Raw genomic sequence first — 24563 nt, forward strand, 5'->3', positions numbered from 1 at the left:
GTATTTTTAGTGCTTGAGCCATATTTAATTTGGTATAATCAATGGCAAACAAACAGGGGATGAGCGGGATTGACGTCAGGGCGATGGTAACAGAACTCTGCGGCCACCTCCCCCTCTGGATCGGAAAGATCTACCAGTACGATACAAAAACGCTCGGCATCAGGCTCAACGGCGAAGGAGGGGTGAAGCGCCAGTTTCTCATAGAGACCGGGAGGAGAGCGCACCTTGTCGCCTCTCTTCCCGAATCCCCGAAAACGCCCCTGGGATATGCGATGTTCCTGCGAAAGCACCTGGAGGGCGGACGGGTCAGGGGGATCGGCCAGTACGGCCTCCAGCGAATATTCTATATCGATATCGGAAAGAAAACAGGCGTGTTGAGGCTGGTGATCGAACTCTTCGACGAAGGAAACGCCGTCCTTCTCGACGAGGGCGGCGTGATCCTCAAGCCGCTCTGGCACCACCGCTTCAAGGACCGGGCGGTCGTTCCGGGCGAGGCCTATCTCCTCCCCGAGGGAGCGGACTGTAGCGAGATGGACGAAGGGGCGTTTGCAGGCATGCTCGCCGCTTCGAATCGCGATCTGGTCAGGACACTCGCCGTCGGCTGCCTGCTCGGCGGCACCTATGCGGAGCTCGTCTGCAGCAGAGCCGGCGTCGATAAGGATATCCCTGCCTCTTCGGCCGACGCGGGTGCGGTCTATGCAGCGTTCCAGGGGCTGATCCGGGATGTGGAGGCGCATCCCGCGCCGGTGGTGACGGAGAGCGGGTGCTGGCCTGTCCGCGGCCTCGGCACGGTGCAGCAGGCGTTTGACACCTACAACGCCGCACTTGAGTCGTTCTATCCCGAGGTGCCGGCCTCGGTCACAAAAGCGGAGGAGAAGAGGCCGAAACTCAGCCGCGAGGAGGTCATCCGGCTTCAGCAGGAGACCGCGATCAAGAAGTTCGAGGGCAAGATCGCCAGGGCCGAGAAGGCCGTCGAGGCGATCTATACGAACTATCCCCTCGTGCAGGAGGTGATCACCACACTCCAGCGGGCGAGCCGGAGTATGTCCTGGCAGGAGATCGAAAAAATCCTCAAGTCGAGCGACCTTCCGGCAGCGAAAGCGGTGGTCTCGGTTCATCCGGCCGATGCCGCCGTCGATGTCGACGTCGGGATACAGGTGACGATCCATGTCCACGAGAGTGTGGAGGCGAACGTCGAGCGCTACTACGACCAGATCAAGAAGTTCAGGAAGAAGAAGGAAGGGGCGCTCGCGGCGATGGAGCGCGGTGTGCCGAAACAAAAAGAGAAACCGAAGGAAACACTCCACCTCCTGAAGAAGAAGTGGTTCCACCGGTTCAGGTGGTTCTACACCACCGACGGCACCCTGGTGCTCGGCGGGCGGGACGCCTCCCAGAACGAGGAACTGGTCAAGCGCTACATGGAGGGGAAGGACACCTTTGTCCACGCCGACGTCCACGGCGGTTCGGTGGTCATCGTCAAGGGGCCGACCGAACACCTTGAGGACGAGGTTGCCTGCTTTGCCGCCTCGTACTCGAATGCCTGGAAGGCCGGGCACTTCGCCGCCGACGTCTATATCGCCCGTCCCGACCAGGTGAGCAAGACGCCGGAGTCGGGCGAGTACGTTTCCAGGGGTGCGTTTATCGTCAGGGGCGAGCGGCATTACGTCAGGGACGTCCCGCTCGGCGTGGCGATCGGGGTGCAGCTGAAGCCCGATGTGACGGTCATCGGCGGCCCGACCGCGGCGGTCAGGGCCCGTACCGATCACCTTGTCGAACTCATGCCCGGCACCTTCGGCCCCAACGACGTCGCGAAAAAGATCGGCCGCGTCTTCAGGGAGCAGGTCGGCGACGAGATCTGGAAGAAGATGAAGGCGGCGCTGAATACCGAGGCGATCGCCGCCTTCGTCCCGCCTGGCGAGTCGGACATCGTGGGCGAGCATGAAGGCTGAATACGGTGAACTCAAGGGGCCGTACGGCGAGATCCGGCTCTTCCCCGAGTCCCTCGACGACCTCTGGCACCTGGAACACCTGATCACCCCCGGCAACCTCGTGTTTGCGACGACCCTGCGGACCGTCGATATGGCGACCGACAAACTCCGCCCTGAAAAGGCCGAGAAACGGCCGGTCCGCCTCGGGATCAGGGTGGAGCGGGTGGAGTTCCATCCCTATGCGAATCGCCTCAGGGTCGGCGGGGTGATCGAGTCCGGGGTGGACGTCTCCTCGTATCACACCCTCAATGTCGAGCCCGGCTACGAGATCTCGGTCGTCAGGCACTGGCGCGGCATCGATCTCGAACGGGTGGAGCGGGCGGTCGGGGCCTCCCTCCACAATGTCGTGCATGTGATCACGATCGAGGAGGGGGAGGGCGAGCTCTTCAGGATCAGGCAGTACGGCCCCGAACGGGTGGTGACCATCACCGCCGGGAGCGGGAAGGGTGCGGAGATCGATGGAAAAGCGGCGTTCTTCTCAGACGCCCTGGCCACCCTCAGGGACGTGACAGGCCCGGTCGTCGTGGCCGGCCCGGGTTTTGTCAAAGACGACTTTGTCAGGTTCCTGAAGGCGAAGAATCCCGACCTCGGCGAGCGGGTCGTCACCGTCGAGACGCGGCGGATCGGCCGCGGGGCGGTGCAGGAGGTGATCGGGCAGGGCGTGCTCGAGCGGCTTGTCGGCGACCTCCAGCTCGCCCGCGAGGTGACCAGGATGGACGAGGTGCTCAAACGGATCGGGACCGGCGGGGCGGTGGCCTACGGGAAGGCTGAGGTGAGAAAGGCGATCGATTATGGCGCTGCAGAGGAGGTGCTCGTCTCCGACGCCCTGATCCGGGACCCCGGCATCGCCCGCCTCCTCGAAGAGGCCGAGCGGATCAACGCACGGGTCGTAGTATTCAGCTCAGAGTTCGAGCCCGGGGACCGGCTCAACGCCCTCGGCGGGATCGCGGCGCTCCTCCGCTATCCCCTCGGGTGAGGGGCGGCGCTCTCTTTTTTCGGGTCTCCTTATCTGCGGATCGTCGTCTGATCCTGCCTGGACGAATCGGGATTGTGGGTGTGTCTCACGCTGGCACGAAGGTGTGGGGGATTTTCACGCCTTTGCGTGAGCAGACGGTTGAAGAGAGGGGCGGTGCCGGGTGGCCGGCTGCTTCAAAGATCTGCGATTGAGGAATGATGGATGATCGCCTCTCCAGCCCGACCGTTCCCTCGTCTCCGGGGGTGCAACCCCCTGGCCAGAGGCGGACTTCGCTCTTCGTTCTATCGTCTCTTCGCATCCAGAACGTGAGGGTTCTTGATAACCGAGCAGCCCTTGCCGGGGGCCTGCCGCCCCGCAGAATTGCGATTGGTGGGGATGATGGATGATCGCCTCTCCGGCCCGACCGCCCTCGCACGTCCGGGGCAATCGTGTGCGGGGGTCCGGGGGTGCAACCCCCGGCGCGGGGCTGGCGTTGCGTGAGTGTACGGGAATCGGGGTTCTGCCTCTGCCGGGGGGCCTGCCGCCCCATAGACCTGCGATAGGGGCAGGGACGGGCAGCCCACGCCATCTGATCACCCATCATTTTTCATCGACCGGTGCTCCCCTGACCGGGCGGGCGATTGGATGGTATGGCACGGCGATGGCCTCAAGCACGCCAAACCAGAAATGTGACTGAAAAAAAAGATGAGTTTATTCTTCTTTCACTTCGGCCGGCATCTCCGGGCGCTTGAAGGTCTCGACAAAGACGATGTCCTTCACCTCGGGGATGTACTCGAAGATCTGGTGGACGACGATGCCGCGGGCCATGACCCAGCGCTTGTCGTAGTTGATCCCGGCCGGAAGGTTCAGGGTGAGCGTGCCCTCTGCAAAGGAGAGGTCCATCTTGCGGCCTGAGAAGAGCTTGATGAAGCCCTGCGCCTTCTCCTCGACGGCTTCGACCATGCCCTCGATCGTGAAGGTGTAGGTGAGCGTCTTGCCGGCGAGCGGGTGGTTGAAGTCGACGACCGCCTTCTTGCCGAGCACGTTGACCACGACACCCTCGCGGTCGCCCGACTGGATGCGCATGCCGAACTTCGGCTTCTCCCTGAACTGGTTGGTGTTCACGGACTCGACGAGCTTCATGTCGTGGGGGCCAAAGCCCTTCTCGGCCGGCACCTCGACCTCGTACTGCTGGCCGATCTCCTTGCCGACGAGCGCCTCGTCGAGGCCCGGGATGACGTGGTTGCTCCCGACCCGGACAACGATCGCTTCGTAGTCTTTCTGCGGGTTCTTGATGCCTGCTTCCTCAGCGTCAGCCCCGATGGTGGTGTCGAAAATCTCGCCCTCCACCCGGCCTGTATAGTTGAGTCTGATGATGTCTCCTTCGTTAATTACCATGAGATACACCTTGTCTATATTAAGTCTCGACGAAAATACTTAAATTGGTGGGATTGGATGTTTGAAGTCGAAGCAAAGATCCGGGTTCCGGATCTTCCGAAAATACGTGCGCGTCTCGTCCATATCGGCGCGGCCTCCCCGGTATCGACCGATCAGCGCGACGTCTATTACAACCATCCGGTCAGGGACTTCGGCACGACCGACGAAGCCCTCAGGCTCCGCTATGAGGGTGACCGGTGCACCGTGACCTACAAGGGGCCGAAGATGATCGGCAGAGGTTCGAAGACGCGCGAGGAGTTCAACGTCGTCGTCGAATCCGGCGAGATCATGGAGGACGTGCTGCAGCGCCTCGGGTTCCGTCTCCACGCCTCTGTCAGAAAATACCGGGAGGAGTTCGCCCTCGGGACGGCGCATGTCGCTCTCGATGTCGTCGAGGGTCTCGGGAGTTTCGTCGAGATCGAGGTGATGGCCCATGAACTGGGCGGGGACGCGGAGAAACAGATCGAATGGATAAAAGGGGAACTCGGGATAGAGGGTGACCACATCCCGCAGTCATATCTCGAACTGCTCAGACCCTGAGCAGCTCGATCCCGATATCCTTCGGCTCGTCGCCGAAGTGGATCATGGCGCAGTAGCCCTCTGATGCCGGGCCCGGGTTGACGACCTTGACGCCGTCAACCTCTTCCACGCCCCTCTGCTCGTGCATATGGGCGCAGCAGACGAGGTCGAACTCCTTCATATGGTTTTTCACGCTGGTGCTCCCCACATGCTCTTCCCCGGCGAGGTCCAGGACCCCGTGGGGCGGCGCATGGGAGACCAGCACATTATGGACGTTTTTGTCCATATGTGATGTGGCCCGTACAATCAGGCGCTCAATTTCAGGTTCTTGCAGTTCAAACGGTGTATCAAATGGCGTCGGATTTGAGCCGCCGATCCCGGCGAGGGACACCTTTCCGATCGAGAAACTCGATCCGTGGAGGTTGACGCAGTCCGAGTGTTCAAGCGCATCGCAGATATCACATGGATCACAGTTGCCCGGTACCGCAAAGCACGGTACGTCGATGAGCGCACTCATCTTCCTGACCATGTCGCATGGCCCGAACTGTGTGAGATCGCCGGCAATAATGACAATGTCGGGCTGGAGATCAAGGAATGCCTCCATCTTGCCCAACTGGCCGTGGAGATCTGCCAGCAAAAGCACATCAATCATGATAGAAAATTCTCTAGCGATTCCTATAAAATCTTCTCTCGGGATCGTTCCAGGAGCCTGAAATTTTGCCTGCAAGAGCGAGTCTCCCGAGATCGCGCTGCGTTTCCGGCAGGAGATCCCGTGCTTTCATGCCGGCCATGGGGGTGCCCGGCAGCGGGATGAAGAGGTGGACATGCGCCCGGCCGCGGCGCGTCACCTCATGGACGAGGCTGAGCGTCGCCCGTTCGTCCTCGTCCTCTTCGCACGGGAGGCCGACGATGAAGTCGACGACCGGTGTCAGCCCGGCGTCCCTGCAGAGGTCGAGGGCCCCCTCCACGTCCGCAACCGTGTGGCCCCGGCGGAGCATCTTCAGCACCCGGTCGCTTCCGGACTGCGCCCCGAACTGGAGCCTCCGGTTGGCGCAGTAGGTGGTGATCAGGTCCAGCACCTCGCCGGTGACGAACTCGGGCCTGACCTCTGACGGGAACGTCCCGAAGTAGATCTCGTTCCGGTGAAGAGCGCGGAAGAGCGCCTCGATCTTCTCCGGGCGCGGCCTGATCCCGTCGGAGCCGTAGGCGAGGGCGTTCGGGGTCACGAACCGGGCATCCCGGAAATGCGCCGCGGCCCGCGCGATCTCGTCCACCGGGCGGTGGCGCATCCTCCGGCCGAAGAGATTCGGGGTCTGACAGTACGCGCAGCCGTGCGGGCACCCCCGCGAGATCTCGATATATCCCTTGAACTGCGAGAACGGCGGGTACGCCGGGAGAAAGACCGCATGGTCCCGGGGGCAGAGCCCTTCCCGGGTCGCAACGCCCGGTACCGGACCGGGCGTCCGGTTCTCGATCGCCCTGAGGAGGCGGGGGAGGGTGTACTCCCCTTCGCCGACGACGACGTAATCGGCACAGGCCGCCATCTCCATCGGGCAGGCGGTCGCATGGGGCCCGCCGACGATCGTCGTGCAGGGCGCATTTGCGATCTCCTCCATAAAAGCCGGGGCGTTGATCGAGTTCAGGCTGTAGCAGGTGACATCGCCCTCAGGCTCCTTCACCGGGCGGAGAGCGTAGCCTTCGGTCTCGCAGGCGGCGTACAGCGCGGCGAACGAGTTCTTCGCAGCAGTGATCTCCCGCCAGTTCACCTGCATGGATGTCTGCCCCTCATTCCTGCCATGAGACCGTGCCGGCATCGGCGTCCACGGTTACCTCTGTGCCCGCTTTGAGCGCAGGGAGCGGCGCCTCGAGCCGGTCGATCATCGGTATCTTTGCGATGATTGCCCCTGTGGCGATGATCGGTTCGGCCTCCCTGTTGATGATCGCCGCCGGGGCCTTTCCGTTTCTGGCAAGGGCGTAGATCACGTATGAGCCCACGGTGGAGCCTTTCCCGTACGGGAAGGCAAAGACCCGGCCGGCGATCGACTCGCCCTTCAGGGGGTGCCCTTCCTCGATGATCACGCCGCTCTCAGCATCGACCCCTGAGAGGAATGATAGCGGTGCATCGGATATCAACAACGCTCCGGTCGCTGATCCCCGTGCAATCCCACGTCCTTTGATTATCACATCCACACCTAATAAATGTATAAAGAATCCACTATATTAGTGACATGGAAGACTCCGTGATTAACGTCAGCAATGACAATGATCTGTATAAACTCCAGGTCCAGGAGATGAAGGCGAAAGTTCTGGATCTGAAGATGCAGAACGAGTTGCTCCAGAAAGAGGTCAATCAGCTGAGGAGAGAGAACAACCAGCTCAAACGCGTGCCTCTTTTTGTCGCTGCCATCGTCGATAAACTCGGTGACGGCGAGGTATATCTCAGGCAGCAGGGGAACAATCAGGAGTATATCACGAGGGTCAGCCCTGAGCTCTACGACACGATCAAGCCCGGGATGAAAGTGGCGGTGAACAACGCTCTTTCCATCGTCAAGACCGTCGGCACCATCTATGACTCGCGCGTGAGGGTGATGGAACTCGAGACCGCGCCGAATATCACCTTCGAGCAGATCGGCGGGCTCCGGGGAGAGATCGAGGAGGTCAGGGAAGCGGTCGAGTACCCGCTCACCCGTCCCGAGATCTTCGAGAAGGTCGGCGTCGAACCCCCCAAGGGAATCCTCCTCTTCGGCCCGCCCGGCACGGGAAAGACCCTCATCGCAAAGGCGGTGGCGAACAACGCCCATGCAGACTTCATCAGGATGTCAGGGGCCGAACTGGTGCACAAGTTCATCGGCGAGGGGGCGCAGCTCGTCCGCGAACTCTTCACCTTTGCCAGGGAGCACGCACCGGCGATCGTGTTCATCGACGAGGTCGACGCCATCGCGAGCCAGCGGACAAACGACGGGACGTCAGGGAGCGCCGAGGTGCAGCGGACCCTGATGCAGCTCCTGGCGGAGATGGACGGTTTTGACAACCGCGGCAACGTGCGGATCATGGCGGCGACGAACCGGATCGATATCCTGGACCCGGCGATCCTGCGGCCCGGAAGGTTCGACCGGATCATCGAGATCCCGGTGCCAGACGACGACTCCCGCCGGGAGATCTTCAAGATCCATACTGCGAAGATGAACCTCTCTGGCGTGGACCTCGAGGCCCTGGTGCCGCTCACCGGCGGGATGACCGGTGCGGAGATCCAGGCGATCTGCCGGGAGGCCGGGATGCGGGCGGTCCGCCGGAACTCGGATGCGGCAGGGAACGACGATTTCCTTGAAGCGGTCAGGAAGGTCGCCCGGAAGGAAAAGCCTGCCGACCTCAGGATGTATATCTGAGGTATGCGCCTCATCCTCGTCCAGCGGGATGGGACTGACCTTTACACAACCCTTTTTTCGTCTGAGACGAGCCGCGAGATCCTCCGCTTTTACCGTCCTGAAAAGACGCCGTATGGCGTGTCCGTCCGTGTCATCTCACTCGGTGCGGCCCTCGCCCTTGCGGCGGAGCTGCGGTGGTATCTCAAACGCTATGTCGCCCTCGCCCTCTTCGAGATGGCGCCGGGCCGCTGCTGTACTCTCGCCTGTGCGCATGCGATTGAACAGCGGGAGGTCGATCCCGACCGTCCACCTGACCGGCGCCTTTATATCAGGTTTCAGGAGGGCCGCCCCGTGGTCACGGAGGGGCCGGACGGCGACCTTGAGGTGTGGGCGCTTCCCGGGGAGACGATCGGCGAGCGGTGAGATGGGCCTTCTCCGCATTCTTGACCGGGGGCTCTGCCCCCGGACCCCTGCACACGATTGCTCCTGGATGTGTGGGGACTGGCAGGGTGGAGCGGTTGCCGATGAGAAATAATGGATGGGCGTGCTGGGGTTGTTTGCCCTTCCCCGCCCCAATCGCAGATCTATGGGGCAAGCAGGCACCCCGGTACAGGTGCACTGATCACCCGTATGCTCCCGGAAACCGCCGGGCGAATAAAGAACAGCCAGAAAAAAAGGGTTATTTTTCCCTTCAGGCGAACATCTCGCCGAAGGTGTTCTTGAGGGTCTGGCGGTTGAACCCGGTGGAGACCTTGTGGAGCGCCCTGACAAAGTCCTCGCCGCTGACCTGCGAACGTTCGTCCCTGATGGCGAACATCCCGGCTTCCATGCAGATCGCCCGGAGGTCGGCGCCGTTACGGCCTTCTGTCTGTTTGGCAATGTCGAGGAGGTCGATCTGCGATTCGAGGTTCATCCCCTTCGTGTGGATCTTCAGGATCGAATACCGTCCTTCTATGTCCGGGAGCGGTATCTCGATGATCCGGTCGAACCTTCCGGGCCGCAGGAGTGCCGGGTCCAGGATATCGATCCGGTTCGTGGCGCCGATGATCTTCACGTCGCCCCGCGCCTCGAAGCCGTCCATCCCGGCCAGGAGCTGCATCAGGGTCCGCTGCACCTCGCGGTCGCCCGAGGTGACCGACTCGGTCCGGTGCGCTCCGACGGCGTCGATCTCGTCGATGAAGATGATTGCAGGCGCCTTTTCCCTGGCGATCCCGAAGAGCTCCCGCACCAGGCGCGCCCCCTCGCCGATATACTTCTGCACCAGTTCTGATCCGACGACCCTGAGGAAGTGGGCGTTCGTTTCGTGGGCGACGGCGCGGGCGAGCAGGGTCTTGCCGGTGCCGGGTGGGCCGTAGAGGAGAACGCCTTTTGGCGGGCGGATCCCTACCTGCTCGAAGAGGTGCGGCTTTGTGAGCGGGAGTTCGACCGCCTCCTTCAACTCCTGGACCTGGGCTTCGAGCCCGCCGATATCGGAGTAAATCTCCCCGGGCCGCTCTTCGAGTTCCATCCCGTAGATCTGGGGGTCGTAGTTGTTCGGGAGCACCTCGATCAGGGCGAGAGACTGCTGGTTGAGGGTGCAGCGGCTCCCTGAACGGAGATCCTTTGGATCGATGAACTGCGATACCCGGACGAGGAACCTGGGACCGGCGCTGCTTCTCACCACAACGCGGTTGTTGTCGATGATGTCGATGATCTCCCCCACGACAAGGGGCGGGCTTCTGAGTTGTTCGATCTCGCTCCGCAGTTTCCGCATCTCCCGTTCGTACCGGATCTTCTGCGTCTCCACGTACCGCTTCTCAGACTCCATCTGCCGCATCCGCTCTCGCAGTTCCAGGTTGCGGTTTTCAAGGTTGGTGATCCGCTCCAGCAGGTACTTGCAGAGTTCTTCGCTGTTCTGCGGTTCCGTTATATCACAGCCGCTGTCCCCCATCGCTCCTCCTCGAATAGGTATATAGTATAAAATGACTTAAATGTGTTTGCGAGTAGTATGCAGTGCGAATTATGTGGGGATACGATACATGGATCCCCAAAAAGAGTAAACATCGAGGGTGCGGTGCTTCAGGTGTGCCTGAAGTGCGCACGTCTGGGTGTAGAAGTGGCACAGCCCCGCCCGGCTGCACCAGGGCGGAGAGCACCTGCTGCACCTGCCGCTCCGCAACGCAAAGGCCGCGATGTCTTTGACCTGATGGTCGGCGAGGTCGTCGACGACTTCGGCGAGAGGATAAAAAAGGCCCGTATTGAGAGAAACTGGACCCAGAAGGACCTTGCAAACGAGATCAAGGAGCGTGAGATCCTCATCAAAAAGATCGAGAAGGCGGACCTCATTCCTGAAGACCAGGTCCGTGTCAAACTCGAGAAGGCGCTCGGCATCTCACTTCTTGACGTCTCAGACGATGAGATCACATCCCGGAAGGGCGGCAAAATCTCAACGACTCTCGGAGATATTATAAAGATCAAGAGGGAGTGACCATTATGGCTGAGCCTCTTATCATCGTCAACCTGAAGGCATATGCCGAGGGGATGGGCGAGGGCGCCGGGATCATCGCCGCCGCCGCCGAGGAGATCGGCGAGGAGAGCGGGGTCACGATCGGCGTCGCCCCGGCGTACACCGATCTCCACCCGATTGCGATGCATTATGCGGTCCCGGTCTATGCGCAGCATATCGACGGCGTCGCTCCGGGCGCCTATACCGGCCACGTGACCGCAGAGCAGGTCAGGGCGGCCGGCGCTTTCGGGACGCTGATCAACCATTCTGAGCGGAGGCTCACCCTTGCAGCGATCGAGGCGAGCTGTGCTGCCGCCCGGAAGTCAGACCTTCAGACGGTGATCTGCACGAACAACGCCGCGACGACCGCGGCGGCTGCGGCGCTCTCTCCAGACTATGTGGCAATCGAGCCGCCCGAGCTGATCGGCAGCGGCGTCTCTGTCTCGAAGGCCGATCCCGGGATCATCGAGCGATCTGTTATGGCCGCAAAAAACGTGAATCCCGGGGTGCGGGTGCTCACCGGTGCCGGGATCAGCACCGGCGAGTGCGTCAGGATCGCCCTTGAACTCGGAACCGATGGCGTCCTTCTCGCATCGGGCGTCGTAAAAGCGAAAGACCCCGCCGCTGTGCTGCGGGACCTCGTCTCCCTGATCTAGACGATCAGCGTGATCAGGTCGTGTTTGGTGATCAAACCCTTCACCCTTCCTTCCCCGACGACCAGCACGGCATGGTGCTGCTGGAGCAGGTGGACGACGGTCTCGATATCGATATCCGGCGGGATGGTCGGGAAACCCGACTCCATAAAGTCTTTCACTTTACGGGTATGCGCCCGCGCGATCCCTGTCTGCTCGATGGCATTCACAATCGTCGATTCGGAAACGCATCCGATGGGGATACCGTTTTCGATCACCGGGAGTTGTGAGACGTCTTCCTGTCTCATGATCCCCACCGCCGTGGTGATGGCGTCCTGCGGGGAGACGGCGTGAACCGGGGCGTGCATCACCTGTTCCGCGGTGATCGACGGGCTTTTCGCGACCTTCAGCACCTGGATGATCTTGTTCAGGGTGCTCACCCGCGGGTCGACGGTTCCGGCCTCGATCCTGGCCACCATCGACTGGGATATCCCGGCTTTTCTGGCGACGTCTGCCTGACGGAGGCCGAGCATGATCCGCTTTGCCCTGAGTTCCGCGGGCGTGGGGATATACATCGTATTACTCAAGGTGATTGGATCCGATATAAACTATGCAGGCCCGTCAGGTACATGAAAAAACCTGCAATTCTGCGACGATCTGGAGGGTGCGCCGTCAGCCGAACGATGCTTCGACCATTTTTCAGGTCTGAAATTCGGGAAGAATAAGATGTGGAGTCGGAGGAGTAAGCCCCCTTCTGTTCTGTGCGGCATTCAGCTACGCGCCATACCCGGACAGGCCCAGGCGCCCTTATGCCCTGTTCTTGGCTTGCACCCGCAGGGATTCACCGTTTCATCGGTTCCCGCCGCTACGTTCAACGGGTTAACTCGCGCAACCTATGTGCGCTTCTCGCCCGAAGGCTCGGCCGTTTCATCACTGACGGCGGGGCGTGTCGTTTCTGTGTCATTGCCGTGACTCTCGCCACCCGCACTTGCATGCGGCTGCGTACCTGGTCGGTGGGGGGACTTTCCTCAGCAGCCCGAAGGCCACCGTCGGCCGCACTCTCCCTCTCCTCTTAATAGTATAGACGCACGTGAATATATCAGTAATGATTGCGCTGACCAGTGAGGAGGGCGGGACTGCTGTGCACCTTGCACGCACCGCCCTCGAAACAGAACTCAGGGGAGGGACATTTTCCCTCCCTCCCCTCCCCCGGATCTTTTCTGAAATGCGGGGCGTATTCGTCACACTCACCGAGGACGGCGATCTGCGGGGCTGCATCGGCCTGCCGTACCCGGTGATGCCCCTCGGCGAGGGGATCGTGCACGCGGCACTCTCCGCAGCCCTTGAAGACCCGCGTTTTTTGCCGGTCCGGGCAGAAGAACTCTCCGGGATCAGGATCGAGGTGACCGTCCTCTCAGAGCCCGAGCCTCTCACCTGTCCGCCGTCTGAACGGCCCGACCACGTGGAGGTCGGGCGGCACGGCCTGATCCTCTCCGGGGCCGGCAGGAGCGGGCTTCTGCTCCCGCAGGTGGCGACGGAATACGGCTGGGACGCCCTGGCGTTTCTCGACCACACCTGCACCAAGGCCGGGCTTCCGCCCGGGTGCTGGCGGCAGGAGAGTGTTCAAGTCTTCACCTTCGAAGGGCAGATCTTCCATGAGGAGGAGGCGTGAATGGGCATCTCGTTTGAAGTCCTCCAGAAGGACATCGCCGGCAGGATCGGTCGGCTCAGGGTAGGAGAGAAGACGGTGAAAACACCGGCCCTCCTCCCGGTCGTCAACCCGCACCTCCCGATCATCACGCCCCGCGAGATGCAGGAGATGGGGGTCGAGGCGATCATCACCAACGCCTACATCTTTTCGAAGAGCGCCGACTTCAGGGAGCGCGCCCTTTCAGAAGGGCTCCACTCGGTCCTCGGTTTCGATGGCATCATCATGACCGATTCGGGCTCCTTCCAGTTGATGGTCTATGGCGAGGTGGAGATCACCAACCTCCAGACCCTCGGGTTCCAGAAGGCGATCGGCTCGGACATCATCGTCCCTCTCGATATCCCGACTACGCCGGACGCCGACCGGGAGCGGGCAGAGCAGGAACTTGCGATCACCCTGGGCAGGATCAGGGAGGCCCGGGCATTCCTGGGGCCAGACGCCCAGCTGGCAGGCCCGGTGCAGGGTGCCCTCTTCCCGGAGCTGCGGCAGTATGCCGGCAGCGCCGTGCAGGAGATCGGCTTCGACTTCTGCCCGATCGGTGCGGTCGTCCCCCTGATGGAGAACTACCGCTACAAGGATCTGGTCGATGTGGTGCTGGCGGCAAAGCGCGGCCTCTCGCCCTCGACCTGCGTCCACCTCTTCGGGGCCGGTCACCCGGCGATGTTCGCCCTCGGCGTCGCCATGGGCTGCGACATCTTCGACTCGGCCGCCTACGCCCTCTTTGCAAAGGACGGCCGCTACCTCACCACCTACGGGAGCCTGAAGGTGGAAGAGCTCAGCGAGCTCCCCTGCCCCTGCGCCGTCTGCCGGAACCATACCGCGGATGAGTTGAAACGGAGCCCTGACCGTGAGCGGCTGCTCGCCCTTCACAACCTCTATGTCACCCTGGCCGAGATCGCGCGGATCAGGCAGGCGATCACCGACGGCACGCTCTGGGAACTGCTCGACATCCGCTGCCGGAGCCACCCCCGCCTCCTCGAGGCCTACCGCGAGTTTCTGCGGCACACCGGGGAGCTGGAGCGTAATGACAACGTCTCCAAGCGGCGCTTCTTCTACCAGGGCTCTGAGAGCTGCATGCGCACCGAGGTCGTCCACTACCAGCGGACGCTCGACCGCGTCTCGCTCGGCGGACGCGTCCTCGTCACCCTGACCGGTTCGTCGCCCGGCGGCTACGACGACGTGCTCTTCTTCAAGCCCCCGTTCGGGCCGTACCCGCAGGGGCTTTCCGAGACCTTCCCCATCGGCCAGTCCGAGATCCCTTACTGGGACGACGATATGGTGCGGACCGGGTGCCGCGGTATTGCCCGGCTCGCAGAGAGCCACCCGGAAAGCGCGATCACCGTGCTGTGCCCTGCTGAATGGACTGCCTTTGTCAGGAACGAACTCCCGGAGATCGAGGTGCTGGATGAGCATGCAGTTTGATGTGAGGGGAAGGGACGGGCTCGCCCGTTCCGGCACCGTCACCATCAGCGACGTTTCCTTTGCCACCCCCTGCCCGGTCGAGATGGGAGAGGTGTTTCCCTCGCTCTCCGTCCTCGGGCATGCGAACGTCCCGCTCTCTGCGGACGCGGAGTTCGTGACGCAGTACTTCGTCCAGCCCGGGGGCGGCCCGACGCTCGTCCACCCGCTGCAGGGCGGCGGCGAGTCGGGCGGGTGCGCCCTTGTTGCGAACTGGCAGACCACGCTTGCAAACCCGCGGAAATACGTGGACTATCTTTCGTCCCTCAGGGAGCGGGTGGCCCCGGACGCCGCGTGGTACGCCCCGGCCTCCGCCCTCCCGTCGAACGCCTGCCTCCTTGCCTGCACCGGCTTCGACCTCTTCGATTTCACGGCGGTCGACCTCATGGCGGCGCGTGGGCTCTTCTGCACGCCCGAAGGCGTCTTCCCGGCAGCAGAGATCGAGGAGGGGGCGTGCCGGTGCGCCGGCTGCGAGAGCGGCGACCTCCGTCTCCATAACCGCCTGGCCCTCCTCGCCGAGTGCGCCACGGTCCGCCGGTTCATCGCCCGGGGACAGGTGCGCGAACTGATGGAGATGCGGTGCCGGATGGACGCAAACGCCGTCTCGGTCATGCGCTTCCTCGACCAGGAGTATCACATGGCCGAGGCGGCGGCGCCGATCGCCCGTTCGGTGCGGATGCTCGCGAACTCCTCCGAGTCGATGTACAGGCCGGAGATCAAACGGTTCGCCGACCGCGTCGTCGAACGCTACGCCCCGCCGAGGAGCGACGTCGTCGTCCTCCTCCCGTGCGCCGCCCGCAAACCCTACTCGGCCTCGCAGAGCCACCAGAAATATATCGCCACGGTCTCGGGGCGCGCCCACGAGGTGATCATCACCTCGCCGATCGGGGTCGTCCCGAGAGAACTCGAAGCGGTCTATCCTGCCGGGCACTACGACGTCCCGGTGACCGGTTACTGGGACCGGGAGGAGTGCGCCTTCCTCTCAGACATCCTCGTCCGTTACCTGAAGGCCCATCCCTACGGGCGTGTGATCGCCCATCTCGAGGGCGGGGCGCTGGCTGTGGCGGAGATGGCGGCGAAAGAGTGCGGGATCGAACTCGAACGCACCTGCACCGCCCACCCGACCTCGCCGGCCTCCCTGCGCTCCCTCGACGAGGCCCTCGCGGGCGAACGCGCGATGCGCCCCCCCCCGATCGCCGGCATGCTCGCATGGCAGTTCGGCGAGACGGTGGCGACGAAGGGAATGCAGGTGAAGGGAAAACCCGGCCGGCAGGCTGTCTTCAAGGGAAAGACCATCCTCTTCAACATCGATGCCGGGACCGGGCTGTACAAGCCCACGTTTGAAGGCTGGGAGTACCTCAGCGGCTACCGCGTGGAGATCGACAATTTCGTCCCGCACGGCGACGTTCTCGCCCCCGGCGTCATCGGCGCCGATCCCCGGATCCGTGCCGGTGACGAGGTGCTGGTCGTCGGACCGGCGGCATCGGCGACCGGACGGGCGATGATGGGGGCCGCCGAGATGACGCGGTCGCACCGCGGCGTGGCGGTAAAGGTGCGTAAAGTAAAGAGCACCGAGCGCCAACCTTGAGAGAAGAAGAATGATCCGAACTGGAGTGGTATAATTTGTATCAGGTTGAGGAGGCAACGCAGCTCGCTGACAGGGTATTTCAGATGTGGATCACCGCGCCGCAGGTGGCGCGGCACGCGCGGGCCGGGCAGTTCCTGGTGATCAGGGCCCACGAGAATGGCGAGCGCATACCGCTCACCATCTCGGCGGTGCGCGGGGACGCCGTGCGCGTCATCTTCATGTCCGTCGGAAAGACGACCGAGTACCTTTCCACGATGAAAAAGGGCGACGCCCTCTCAGACGTCGCCGGTCCCCTCGGAAAGCCGAGCGAGATCAAGAACTACGGCACCGTCGTCGTCATCGGCGGCGGCGTGGGGATTGCGAGCACCCCGATCATCGCCCGCGAGGCGAAAGAGGCCGGGAACCATGTCATCGGGATCATCGGGGCGCGGAACAAGGACCTGCTCATCCTGGAGGACGAGATGGCAGCGGTCTGCGACGAACTCTTTGTCACGACCGACGACGGGAGCAAGGGCATCCACGGTTTTGCCGCTTCGGTGCTCGAACAGCTCCTCAAGGAGCGGAAAATCGACTGCGTCTGGATCGTCGGCCCGGCGATCATGATGAAGGTCACCTCGAACGTGACCCGGCCGTACGGGGTGCTGACCTTTGTCTCCCTCAACCCGATCATGGTCGACGGCACCGGCATGTGCGGGTCGTGCCGGGTCACGGTCGGCGGGGAGACGAAATTCGCCTGCGTCGACGGCCCTGAGTTCGACGCCCACCAGGTCGATTTCGACAGCCTGATGCAGAGGCAGCGGATGTACGTCGACGAGGAGAAGGCCTCGGTCGAGCACTACCATCATCATGGCGGGTGCGGGTGCTGCGGGGGCGAGCACCGATGACGGGGTCGCCTGCGGGGAAAGAGGTGCGGGACTTCAACGAGGTCAATAAGGGTCTTTCGGCGGAGAACGCCGTTCTCGAAGCCCTCAGGTGCATGGAATGCGTCAGGCCGACCTGCGTCAAGGGGTGCCCGGTCGGGATCGATATCCCGGCGTTCATCCAGCAGATTGCAAACCAGGATTTCGCGGGTGCGGCGGCGACGATCAAGCGGGACAACATGCTCCCGGCGATCTGCGGCCGCGTCTGCCCGCAGGAGAACCAGTGCGAGGGCTCGTGTATTCTTGCGAAGAAGGAGAAGCCCGTCGCCATCGGCGCACTCGAGCGCTTTGTTGCCGACTATGAGCGCGAGCACGGCATGACCCTGCCCGAGGTGGCGCCGCCGTCAGGGAAGCGTGTGGCGGTCGTGGGCTCCGGCCCGGCGGGTCTGACCGCCGCCGCCGAGATGGCGCGCCTTGGCCATGCGGTGACGGTCTTTGAGTCCCTCCACGAGGCCGGCGGGGTGCTGACCTACGGGATCCCGAACTTCCGCCTGCCAAAAGAGATCGTGCGGGCGGAGATCGAGCAGGTGAAGCGCCTCGGCGTCGAGATCAGGCTCAACCACCTGGTGGGCCGGAGCCTCTCCACCGAGGAACTCCTCTCGTACGACGCCGTCTTCCTGGGCACCGGCGCCGGCCTCCCCTACTTCATGGGGATAGAGGGCGAGAACCTGAACGGCGTGTACTCGGCGAACGAGTTTCTCACCCGGGTGAACCTGATGCACGCCGACCGTTTCCCCGAGTTCGATACCCCGGTGAAGCGCGGCTGCAACGTCGTCGTCGTGGGCGGCGGCAACGTGGCGATGGACGCCGCGCGGGTGGCGCGGCGCCTCGGCGGGAAGGTGACCCTGGTCTACCGCCGGCGTGAGGAGGACCTCCCGGCCCGGGCCGTCGAGGTCGAGAACGCCCTGGCCGAGGGGGTGCAGCTTGTCTGCTGCGCCAACCCGGTCCGGGTGATCGGCGAGAAGACGGTGCAGGCGGTCGAGTGCGTGCAGATGTCGATGTGCGATCTCGACGAGAGCGGGAGGCCGAAACCCTCATCTGTTGAGGGGAGCAATTTCCTGATCGAGGCGGACGTCTTTATCGAGGCGATCGGGCAGGGCCCCAACCCCCTGCTGGTCTCGATGCTCCCTGACCTGAAGCGGGAGCGGCGGGGCAACCTGGTCGTGGACGCCGACGGACTGACGACCCTTGGCCGCGTCTATGCGGGCGGGGACGTCGCCACCGGCGCGGCCACGGTCATCTGGGCGATGGGCTCTGCGAAGAAGGCGGCGGCCGCCATTGACAGGATGCTGAGGGAAGAATGAACGAAGTGCGGCATGGTGAGGAGCGTAAGGCCGTTCTCTCTCTGGCGGACGTGAACGAGAAGGAGGTGCTCGACATCGGGGCGGGCCCTCTTGCGATCATGGCCGTACAGGACTACGACTGCTTTGTCACGTCGGTCGATCTGGATGCCGATAAACTGGCCGAGTTTGAGGGTCTGGCCGCGGATGCCGGGGTGGCCGAGAAGATCAGTTTCGAGGTGGCCGATGCGTCTAACCTCCCGTACTGCGACGACGCCTTTGACATCGGCATCTGTTTCGGCGCTCTTCACCATGTCCCGGCCGAACGACGGGAGCAGGTGATCTCAGAACTCGCCCGCGTCTCGTACGAGCGCTTCGTGATCGCCGAGTTCACGCCTGCGGGTTTTGCCGAACTGCACGGCGGCGATGCCTTTGCGCCGGTGGATCTGGCCGAACTGGAACACCTGCTCAAGGGGATGGGGAACGTTTCCGTCCACCAGGTCGGGAAGATGGCGGTGTACGTCTTCGATAAAACCTGCTGATCCCTCACATTTTTTTGGTTCGTTGTCCTTTGCAGGCTGATACTATCTTATCCCTCAGGCGAGCCTCTGTCCCTCTCCTGGCAGTTCTCCGCGAGGCTCCTGTCCTCGGCGCCGGGGGCTCTTACCGCCTGACCCCCGCACGAGGATTGCCCCCGGACATGAAGGATCGGTCGGGTCGGAGAGGCGATCATCCGTCATCCCCTCAATCGCAGTTTTGTGGGGCAGCAGGTCCCTCCGGCACAGGCACACCTGATTTTCCGTTCCTGCACGCGAAGAGGCGAAGGCCGCGAAGAAACAAGGTCCTGATCCACTCTCCGGTAATTTAGCGTCTTTTCGCGGCTTCGCGTGAGAATCTCCCCAAAAACCCTGCGACCGTCCAGGAACGCGCCCCGCATCTCCACATCATGCCGTGCAGGATCATCTCCATCATCCAGATCCGCCCGGCGAGCAGTTAGACGAAGGTGTCCTCTCCACCCACACAGAGGAGTGAAGCACCCAAAAAAAGTGACGGTTATTTTTTGGTTTTTCTCAGGAACCCGGCAACGACGAGGGCGGCGCATGCCCCTGCAATGACAAAGCCCGGCGCCCCGGTCGGCGCAGGCGTCCCGCCATCGGGCAGGAGGGCGAACGAGACCAGCCAGCCTTCGGCGCTCCCGTTCATCCCGGTCCACCCGGAGGCGGCGACCTCTCCTGATGCCGAGATTGCCACGGAGGTGAGCCTGCCCTTCCAGGCGTCCCGGACCAGCCCGTCGAGCACGTTGCCGTCATAGTCGATGACCTGGACCTGCGGGGCCGAGCCCCAGCGGCCGGCAAGCGCATAGCCGGTGCCGGGCACTTCGGCCATCGCGTCGATCTCGGCGCCGGGCACCTGCCGCTCCCATGCGAGGCTGCCGTCACCGTCGATCGCCGCGGCCCACGCATAGGTGGCGATCATGGTCCCGTTCTCGCCATAGGGCTCGGTCATTGTTCCACCGACCAGGTATCCCCCGCCGCTCACCGGCAGGGAGGTGAGGATTGTGCGGTTGACCATCTCTTTCGTCCAGAGTTTCGTTCCCGAGGCGTCCGCCTTCATCAGCCACGAGGCGCCGGTCGTCTCGATGACCGGGCGGTAGGTGCCTGCAACGAGGAACGAACCGTCAGGCGAGGGTGAGAGGGTGTGCGCCGCTCTGCCGCCATAGGTCGCCGTCCAGCGCTCGGCGCCGGTGGGTTCATAGACGCCCAGGAATGCATCGCTCTCTCCGCCTGCTATCCAGATCCACCCGGCGGCGGCAATCGCCCCGTCAGGGAGGGCGGCGAGATCGGTGAGGCGCACCCCGTCCAGGGTGGTGCGCCAGAGGGTCTGTCCGGCGGCGTCGAGGCCGACGAGGTCAGACGAACCGGTGGCGTTCTCCCAGTCGGTGACGGCCAGGAATCCGCCGTCCACGGTGTAGGTCGCAACAACGGCCCCGCCGTCCTCCAGCGCAAGGAGGGCGGCGACGCTGTCCCCGCCGGGTGCGGCGCTCCACCCCTCGACGCCGTCTGCATCGGTCTTGATGAGGAGGGCGCTCTCCCCGGCGGTGCCGTAGCCGAACCCGCCGAGCAGGTATCCGCCGTCGGCCGCCTGACTGAGGGCGAAGAGATCGGTATATGCTCCTTTGTGGAAGGTGAGGTTCAGTCCAGCAGTCTCGTCGATAGAGACGGCCCCCGCGGATACGATGAGGAGGCTGATCAGGATGAGGGCGCAGAGCCCCCCTATCATATGGTTGCGTCTTTTTGCTCTCATGTGGCACCTCGACCCCGGCCGGGGTCAGTGATAAACTCGTTCTATGGTTGTGCTCCCTCCCCCTTATCCTTCATGGTGCGGTCCAGGCAGGGGGGCGAGCAGGGCGCTGCCGGTGATCGGTGCCTGAATGCAGTTGAAAAGGTCTAAATACTGCGGCATATATCCGCTCTTCTATGGAGAGAGTGCGGATCCTCGGCGCCGGCCCTGCGGGTCTCTCGGCGGCGATCACGCTGGCCCGCGCGGGCTGCGATGTCGATATCTTCGAGGCGAGGGGCGATGTCGGGACGCGCTTCCACGGGGACCTCCAGGGGCTTGAGAACTGGTCGAGCGAGACCGACGTCCTCGAAGAGTTCAGGGGGATGGGGATCGGGACCGGCTTCGAGTACGCCCCCTATCGCGATCTCTCTGTTTCGAACGGGCAGGAGGTGCTGGACTTCTCCTGCGGGCGACCTGCGTTTTACCTTGTCAGGCGCGGCTCCTCGGGCGGCAGCCTTGACACGGCGCTCAGGGACCGGGCGCTCGACGCCGGGGCAGAGATCCATTTTTTCCGGCGGCGCGCCGAAGAGGAGGCCGATATCGTCGCCACCGGGCCGGTGAGGGACGGGCTCGTGGCGATTGCAAAGGGATTCACCTTTTCCACCTCGATGGAGAACACCGCCGTCGGGATCATCGACCAGACCGCCTCGCGCAAAGGCTATGCCTACCTGCTGGCGATGAACGGCCGCGGCTGCATCGCCACGGTGCTGATGGACAACTTCCAGGACGCCGGCGCCTGCCTGGAACGGGCGAAGGCGCTCTTCGCCGGGATGACTGACCTCGATATTCGCGACCCTGCACCCTGCGGCGGGGTGGGGAGCTTCAGGACGGCGACCAGGTACCGCGACGGCGACCGCCTGTACGTCGGGGAGGCGGCCGGCCTCCAGGATCCGATGTGGGGGTTCGGGATGCGGTTTGCCGTGCGGTCGGGCTATCTTGCGGCGCAGAGCATCATCGAGGGCACCGACTACGAGCGGGCGGCGTCTGAGGCGTTCGGCGACCTGATCCGGGCCGGCACCGTGAACCGGTATCTCTGGGACCGGTATGCGGTCAGAAACTATGCCTTCCTCTTCGAGCGGCTGAAGAGCGTCAGGGATCCCCTGAAACATCTCAGGTCGTTTCATTCGTTCAACGTCTACCAGCGCCTTCTCTACCCGCGGGCCAGGCGTTACCTGAATGCAGAGTATGAGGAGAAGAAGGAGGGCCCGTCGCCTGAACTCTGAAAGGCGGGATCCGTCCCCCTTATGGTTTCCGGCGTCAAACTGATTGGCAATGGGTGAGTATTTCATCGGCGACGTGGTCCTCGCCCCGGTTCTCTTCGATGGGTGCGGGAACGTCAAGCGCCGCCCCGCGATCGTCGTCGCCCGGGAGGACGGCGGCCGCCTGCGGGTCTGCCCGGTGACAAGCCGGGCCTCCCCTGATCTCCTGTCGGTGCCCCTGGACATCGGCGATTTCGCCACCGGCGGGCTCGACCTCTTCGAGGAGAGCTATGTGCTGCCGTCATATCTCACCACGATCCGGAGCGCCGATGTCGTCGGAAAAAAAGGGCGGGTCAATGAGGACTACCTGAAGGAACTCTCCTCTACTCTCAGGAGCGCCGGGCATGGAGGCGGCGGGAGAGGCGATCGCCTGCCAGGTAGATCAGCACGGCGGCGACGATCCCGTTGACCGGCGGGATGCCCGGCGTGAAGGCGGCGACCGCCGAAGCCCCGAGATAGGCGACGATGCCCGGGATGTTGAAGGCGCAGGCGTCCGCCCGTTCGAGCGGCGGATAGGCGCCCCGGTGCTTCAGGAAGAAGTCGGCGGCGATCACCCCGCCGATCGGCGGCACCAGGGTTCCCAGGATCTCCATATACGGGACGAGCCAGGTGTACATCCCGAGCAGGGCGAGGGAGGTGCCGAGGCCGGCTCCGGCCAGGGTGATCAGCCGCCGGCGCTCTGTCCTGAAAAGGTCGCAGCCAGCGACCGAGACGTTGTAGATCGTGTTGTCCTGCGTGGTCCAGATGTTGGCGAAGAGCATCACCACGCCCCATAAGAGCAGGCCCTGCAGGGCAAGGACCTGCACGATGTCGGGCTCTCCGTACACGACAGCGCCGTACGCCCCGACAAAGACCATCAGGCCGTTCCCGGCACAAAAAGCGATCATTGTTGCGATGACGGCGTTTTTCGGCGTGTCGGAAAACCGCGTCCAGTTGGTCGCCTGCGTGCCCCCGGCGATGAACGTCCCGACGACGATGGTCACCGCCTCCCCAAAGCCCATCGTCGCCGCGGGGGCGATGGCCAGGACCCCGCTGATCCCGCCGGCGTCCCCCGTGGCGATCGCCGCGCTCACCAGGATCAGGGCGCACATCAGGGGGACCGAGACGGTGGAGAGGCGTTCGAGCCCCCGGTATCCGATAAATGCGGTCCAGCAGAAGGTGAACCCGAAGAGGAGCATGAGCGGGGCCTGCCAGCCCGTGTCGAGGTTTAAAAGGGTGGAAAAGAGGATCGCGATCGTCGCCGTCCCCCATGCGTACCACCCGACCTGCGTGACGCCCAGGAGGAGGTCCACCCACCTGCCCCCGATTGTTCCGAAGGCGAACCGCCCCATCAGCACCGTGTTGAGCCCGCTCTTCTGGGAGACGTAGGCGAGCACCGCCACGTACAGGGCGAGCAGGAGGTTTCCGCAGGCGATGACGGCGAAGAGGTCGGGCCAGAGGGGAAAGGCGACGCCGATCGCAGCGCCGCCCCACATGGTTGCGGAGAAGAAGGTGAACCCCAGAAGAATGATGGTGGTGGGCAGGAGCCCCCGCCGGTCTGAGAGGGGCACCGCGCTGAGCGGATAGTCCTCGTTCGCACCGTCTCTCCCCTCTCCAGCCATCCTGTGCCCCTGTATTCTGATACATCCTTGTTTGTATGATATTTTGAGGATTGTGATCTGGCAATTGAGAAGTCTCCCCGGCGCCGTCGGTGCACCGCAAGAGAATTATAGGGGGAAAAACCCCGGTTCATGGTAATGGCCGGGAACGTCCGCTCCCTCCTCCGCACCGATATCGAGACACCGGACGGTGTCTACACCCTCACCCTCAGGGCCGAGGACCTCTCTTCTCTCTATCCCGGCATGGTCCGCTATCTCCTCCACCTGGCGAAGGGGGACGAGGTCGTCGGCACCTTCCTGACCAATACCTACGAGTACTCACCCACGGTCCCGCTCGATGCGGAAACGGTGGCGCTGCAGAAGGCGGCGGCATGGGAGCGCGAACTGCGGACCAACCGGGAGCGGTTCCTCTCCGTCGTCGGAAAAAGAATGCCGAGGCGCCCCTTCACCCTCCAGCCCGCAGACGTTGTGGTGGTCCAGGGGAGCCCGCGGGCCGACGGCAACTGCAGCATCATGGCCGGATGGGCGGTGGAGGCGGCAGAGGCGGCTGGAAAAACCGTCAGGGTGGTGTACCCGGACGACCTCGACATCCATCCCTGCATCGGGTGCTACCGCTGCTACAATACCGGCACCTGCACCTTCGACGACGATATGGGCGATGTGATCCACCTCATCGTCCACGCCTCCCTCCTGGTCGTCTGCTCCCCGGTCTACACGAACACGGTGCCCGGCGGGCTGAAGGTCGTCATCGACCGCTGCCAGGCGCTTCATGCAGCACGGACGCTCGGCGCCAGGAGGGCGATGCCTGCCGGCCTCCTGCTCGCCGTCTGCGGGAGAGAGGGGAGGTCCAACTTCGTGTGCCTCACTTCGGTCATGGAGGCGTTCATGGGCAACCTCGGGATCAGGCCGGCCGGTGCGGTGCTGGCGGACGGCATCGATCGGGTGAGGGACGTGAGGCTGGTCGAGGGGCTGGAGGAGCGGGTGAAAGAACGCGTCCGCTCATGCCTCCTCCCCTCACGCCCCTGAAGGTC

At 63.4% G+C, this 24563-nt stretch carries 24 protein-coding genes and 1 other RNA gene; 16 read left to right on the forward strand and 9 right to left on the reverse strand.

All coding sequences use genetic code 11. The annotated features are described in order from the left end of the window. The first annotated feature begins 41 nt into the window (after positions 1–41). Together rqcH and HWN36_RS03200 are read left to right on the forward strand one after the other, a co-directional pair. Complete coding sequence (gene rqcH, locus HWN36_RS03195; protein ID WP_176788044.1) at positions 42–1949, forward strand: ribosome rescue protein RqcH; 1908 nt, start codon at positions 42–44, stop codon at positions 1947–1949. Next, on the forward strand, positions 1939–2964 hold the full coding sequence (locus HWN36_RS03200; protein WP_176788045.1) for an mRNA surveillance protein pelota: 1026 nt from the start codon (positions 1939–1941) through the stop codon (positions 2962–2964). Before rqcH ends, HWN36_RS03200 begins: the two co-directional genes overlap by 11 nt. 690 nt (positions 2965–3654) lie before the next feature. Here HWN36_RS03200 and HWN36_RS03205 read toward each other — a convergent pair. Then, the gene (locus HWN36_RS03205) at positions 3655–4341 is read right to left on the reverse strand and encodes a peptidylprolyl isomerase (RefSeq protein ID WP_176788046.1); all 687 of its coding nucleotides are present in this window, start codon (positions 4339–4341) and stop codon (positions 3655–3657) included. A gap of 57 nt (positions 4342–4398) precedes the next feature. Between HWN36_RS03205 and cyaB the strand changes: the two genes are divergently transcribed. After that, positions 4399–4920 (forward strand): class IV adenylate cyclase, encoded by a 522-nt coding sequence (cyaB, locus tag HWN36_RS03210; protein WP_176788047.1) that lies wholly within the window; start codon positions 4399–4401, stop codon positions 4918–4920. Here the strand turns inward: cyaB and HWN36_RS03215 are convergent. The 3 genes from HWN36_RS03215 to HWN36_RS03225 are packed head-to-tail and all read right to left on the reverse strand — an operon-like array spanning position 4910 to position 7083. Continuing rightward, on the reverse strand, positions 4910–5551 hold the full coding sequence (locus tag HWN36_RS03215; RefSeq protein WP_176788048.1) for a metallophosphoesterase family protein: 642 nt from the start codon (positions 5549–5551) through the stop codon (positions 4910–4912). The genes cyaB and HWN36_RS03215 overlap by 11 nt on opposite strands. Before the next feature lie 13 nt (positions 5552–5564). Further along, on the reverse strand, positions 5565–6671 hold the full coding sequence (locus HWN36_RS03220) for a TIGR04013 family B12-binding domain/radical SAM domain-containing protein (protein ID WP_176788049.1): 1107 nt from the start codon (positions 6669–6671) through the stop codon (positions 5565–5567). Between the two features lie 13 nt (positions 6672–6684). Then, positions 6685–7083: a DUF126 domain-containing protein gene (locus tag HWN36_RS03225; protein WP_176789564.1), complete on the reverse strand. Its 399-nt coding sequence runs from the start codon at positions 7081–7083 to the stop codon at positions 6685–6687. Positions 7084–7127: 44 nt separating this feature from the next. Between HWN36_RS03225 and HWN36_RS03230 the strand changes: the two genes are divergently transcribed. Together HWN36_RS03230 and HWN36_RS03235 are read left to right on the forward strand one after the other, a co-directional pair. Beyond that, positions 7128–8285 (forward strand): proteasome-activating nucleotidase, encoded by a 1158-nt coding sequence (locus HWN36_RS03230; RefSeq protein WP_176788050.1) that lies wholly within the window; start codon positions 7128–7130, stop codon positions 8283–8285. A gap of 3 nt (positions 8286–8288) precedes the next feature. Continuing rightward, positions 8289–8687, forward strand: a complete 399-nt coding sequence (locus HWN36_RS03235) for a DUF5804 family protein (RefSeq protein WP_176788051.1) — start codon at positions 8289–8291, stop codon at positions 8685–8687. Between the two features lie 268 nt (positions 8688–8955). Here the strand turns inward: HWN36_RS03235 and HWN36_RS03240 are convergent, their stop codons facing one another. After that, the gene (locus tag HWN36_RS03240; RefSeq protein ID WP_176788052.1) at positions 8956–10194 is read right to left on the reverse strand and encodes a proteasome-activating nucleotidase; all 1239 of its coding nucleotides are present in this window, start codon (positions 10192–10194) and stop codon (positions 8956–8958) included. Between the two features lie 57 nt (positions 10195–10251). On the opposite strand from HWN36_RS03240, the gene HWN36_RS03245 reads away from it, so the two are divergent. Further along, a complete protein-coding gene (locus HWN36_RS03245; protein ID WP_176788053.1) occupies positions 10252–10731 on the forward strand; it encodes a multiprotein bridging factor aMBF1 in 480 nt (159 codons plus the stop codon). A gap of 5 nt (positions 10732–10736) precedes the next feature. Then, positions 10737–11405 carry a triose-phosphate isomerase gene (gene tpiA, locus HWN36_RS03250; RefSeq protein ID WP_176788054.1) on the forward strand — a complete coding sequence of 223 codons (669 nt, stop codon included), beginning with the start codon at positions 10737–10739 and terminating at the stop codon, positions 11403–11405. Here the strand turns inward: tpiA and HWN36_RS03255 are convergent. Both HWN36_RS03255 and rnpB read right to left on the reverse strand, forming a co-directional pair. Then, on the reverse strand, positions 11402–11956 hold the full coding sequence (locus HWN36_RS03255) for a CBS domain-containing protein (protein WP_004038862.1): 555 nt from the start codon (positions 11954–11956) through the stop codon (positions 11402–11404). The two genes, tpiA and HWN36_RS03255, sit on opposite strands and share 4 nt — an antisense overlap. Before the next feature lie 156 nt (positions 11957–12112). Next, positions 12113–12450: RNase P RNA component (gene rnpB, locus HWN36_RS03260), an RNA gene on the reverse strand. Between the two features lie 36 nt (positions 12451–12486). On the opposite strand from rnpB, the gene HWN36_RS03265 reads away from it, so the two are divergent. The 6 genes from HWN36_RS03265 to HWN36_RS03290 are packed head-to-tail and all read left to right on the forward strand — an operon-like array spanning position 12487 to position 18877. Then, the gene (locus HWN36_RS03265; protein WP_176788055.1) at positions 12487–13053 is read left to right on the forward strand and encodes a TIGR00296 family protein; all 567 of its coding nucleotides are present in this window, start codon (positions 12487–12489) and stop codon (positions 13051–13053) included. Beyond that, a complete protein-coding gene (gene tgtA / locus HWN36_RS03270; RefSeq protein ID WP_176788056.1) occupies positions 13054–14511 on the forward strand; it encodes a tRNA guanosine(15) transglycosylase TgtA in 1458 nt (485 codons plus the stop codon). Then, positions 14495–16135, forward strand: coding sequence for an archaeosine synthase subunit alpha (gene arcS, locus HWN36_RS03275; RefSeq protein WP_176788057.1), 1641 nt, complete (start codon positions 14495–14497; stop codon positions 16133–16135). The genes tgtA and arcS overlap by 17 nt, the downstream gene beginning before the upstream one ends. 35 nt (positions 16136–16170) lie before the next feature. Then, the gene (locus HWN36_RS03280) at positions 16171–17019 is read left to right on the forward strand and encodes a sulfide/dihydroorotate dehydrogenase-like FAD/NAD-binding protein (RefSeq protein ID WP_176788058.1); all 849 of its coding nucleotides are present in this window, start codon (positions 16171–16173) and stop codon (positions 17017–17019) included. Continuing rightward, complete coding sequence (gene gltA, locus HWN36_RS03285) at positions 17016–18359, forward strand: NADPH-dependent glutamate synthase (protein WP_176788059.1); 1344 nt, start codon at positions 17016–17018, stop codon at positions 18357–18359. Before HWN36_RS03280 ends, gltA begins: the two co-directional genes overlap by 4 nt. Next, positions 18356–18877 (forward strand): class I SAM-dependent methyltransferase, encoded by a 522-nt coding sequence (locus tag HWN36_RS03290; protein ID WP_176788060.1) that lies wholly within the window; start codon positions 18356–18358, stop codon positions 18875–18877. The genes gltA and HWN36_RS03290 overlap by 4 nt, the downstream gene beginning before the upstream one ends. Positions 18878–19388: 511 nt before the next feature. On the opposite strand, the gene HWN36_RS03295 is transcribed toward HWN36_RS03290, so the two are convergent. Continuing rightward, positions 19389–20639 (reverse strand): hypothetical protein, encoded by a 1251-nt coding sequence (locus tag HWN36_RS03295; RefSeq protein ID WP_176788061.1) that lies wholly within the window; start codon positions 20637–20639, stop codon positions 19389–19391. A gap of 173 nt (positions 20640–20812) precedes the next feature. Between HWN36_RS03295 and HWN36_RS03300 the strand changes: the two genes are divergently transcribed. Further along, positions 20813–21898 carry an NAD(P)/FAD-dependent oxidoreductase gene (locus HWN36_RS03300; RefSeq protein WP_176788062.1) on the forward strand — a complete coding sequence of 362 codons (1086 nt, stop codon included), beginning with the start codon at positions 20813–20815 and terminating at the stop codon, positions 21896–21898. A gap of 49 nt (positions 21899–21947) precedes the next feature. Further along, entirely contained in the window at positions 21948–22343 is a 396-nt protein-coding gene (locus HWN36_RS03305) for a type II toxin-antitoxin system PemK/MazF family toxin (protein ID WP_176788063.1), read from the forward strand. Here HWN36_RS03305 and codB read toward each other — a convergent pair. Further along, entirely contained in the window at positions 22264–23535 is a 1272-nt protein-coding gene (gene codB / locus HWN36_RS03310; protein WP_176788064.1) for a cytosine permease, read from the reverse strand. The two genes, HWN36_RS03305 and codB, sit on opposite strands and share 80 nt — an antisense overlap. Before the next feature lie 135 nt (positions 23536–23670). On the opposite strand from codB, the gene HWN36_RS03315 reads away from it, so the two are divergent. Beyond that, the gene (locus HWN36_RS03315; RefSeq protein ID WP_176788065.1) at positions 23671–24558 is read left to right on the forward strand and encodes a flavodoxin family protein; all 888 of its coding nucleotides are present in this window, start codon (positions 23671–23673) and stop codon (positions 24556–24558) included. Positions 24559–24563 lie beyond the last annotated feature (5 nt).

Source organism: Methanofollis tationis, assembly GCF_013377755.1.
GTDB lineage: Archaea > Halobacteriota > Methanomicrobia > Methanomicrobiales > Methanofollaceae > Methanofollis > Methanofollis tationis.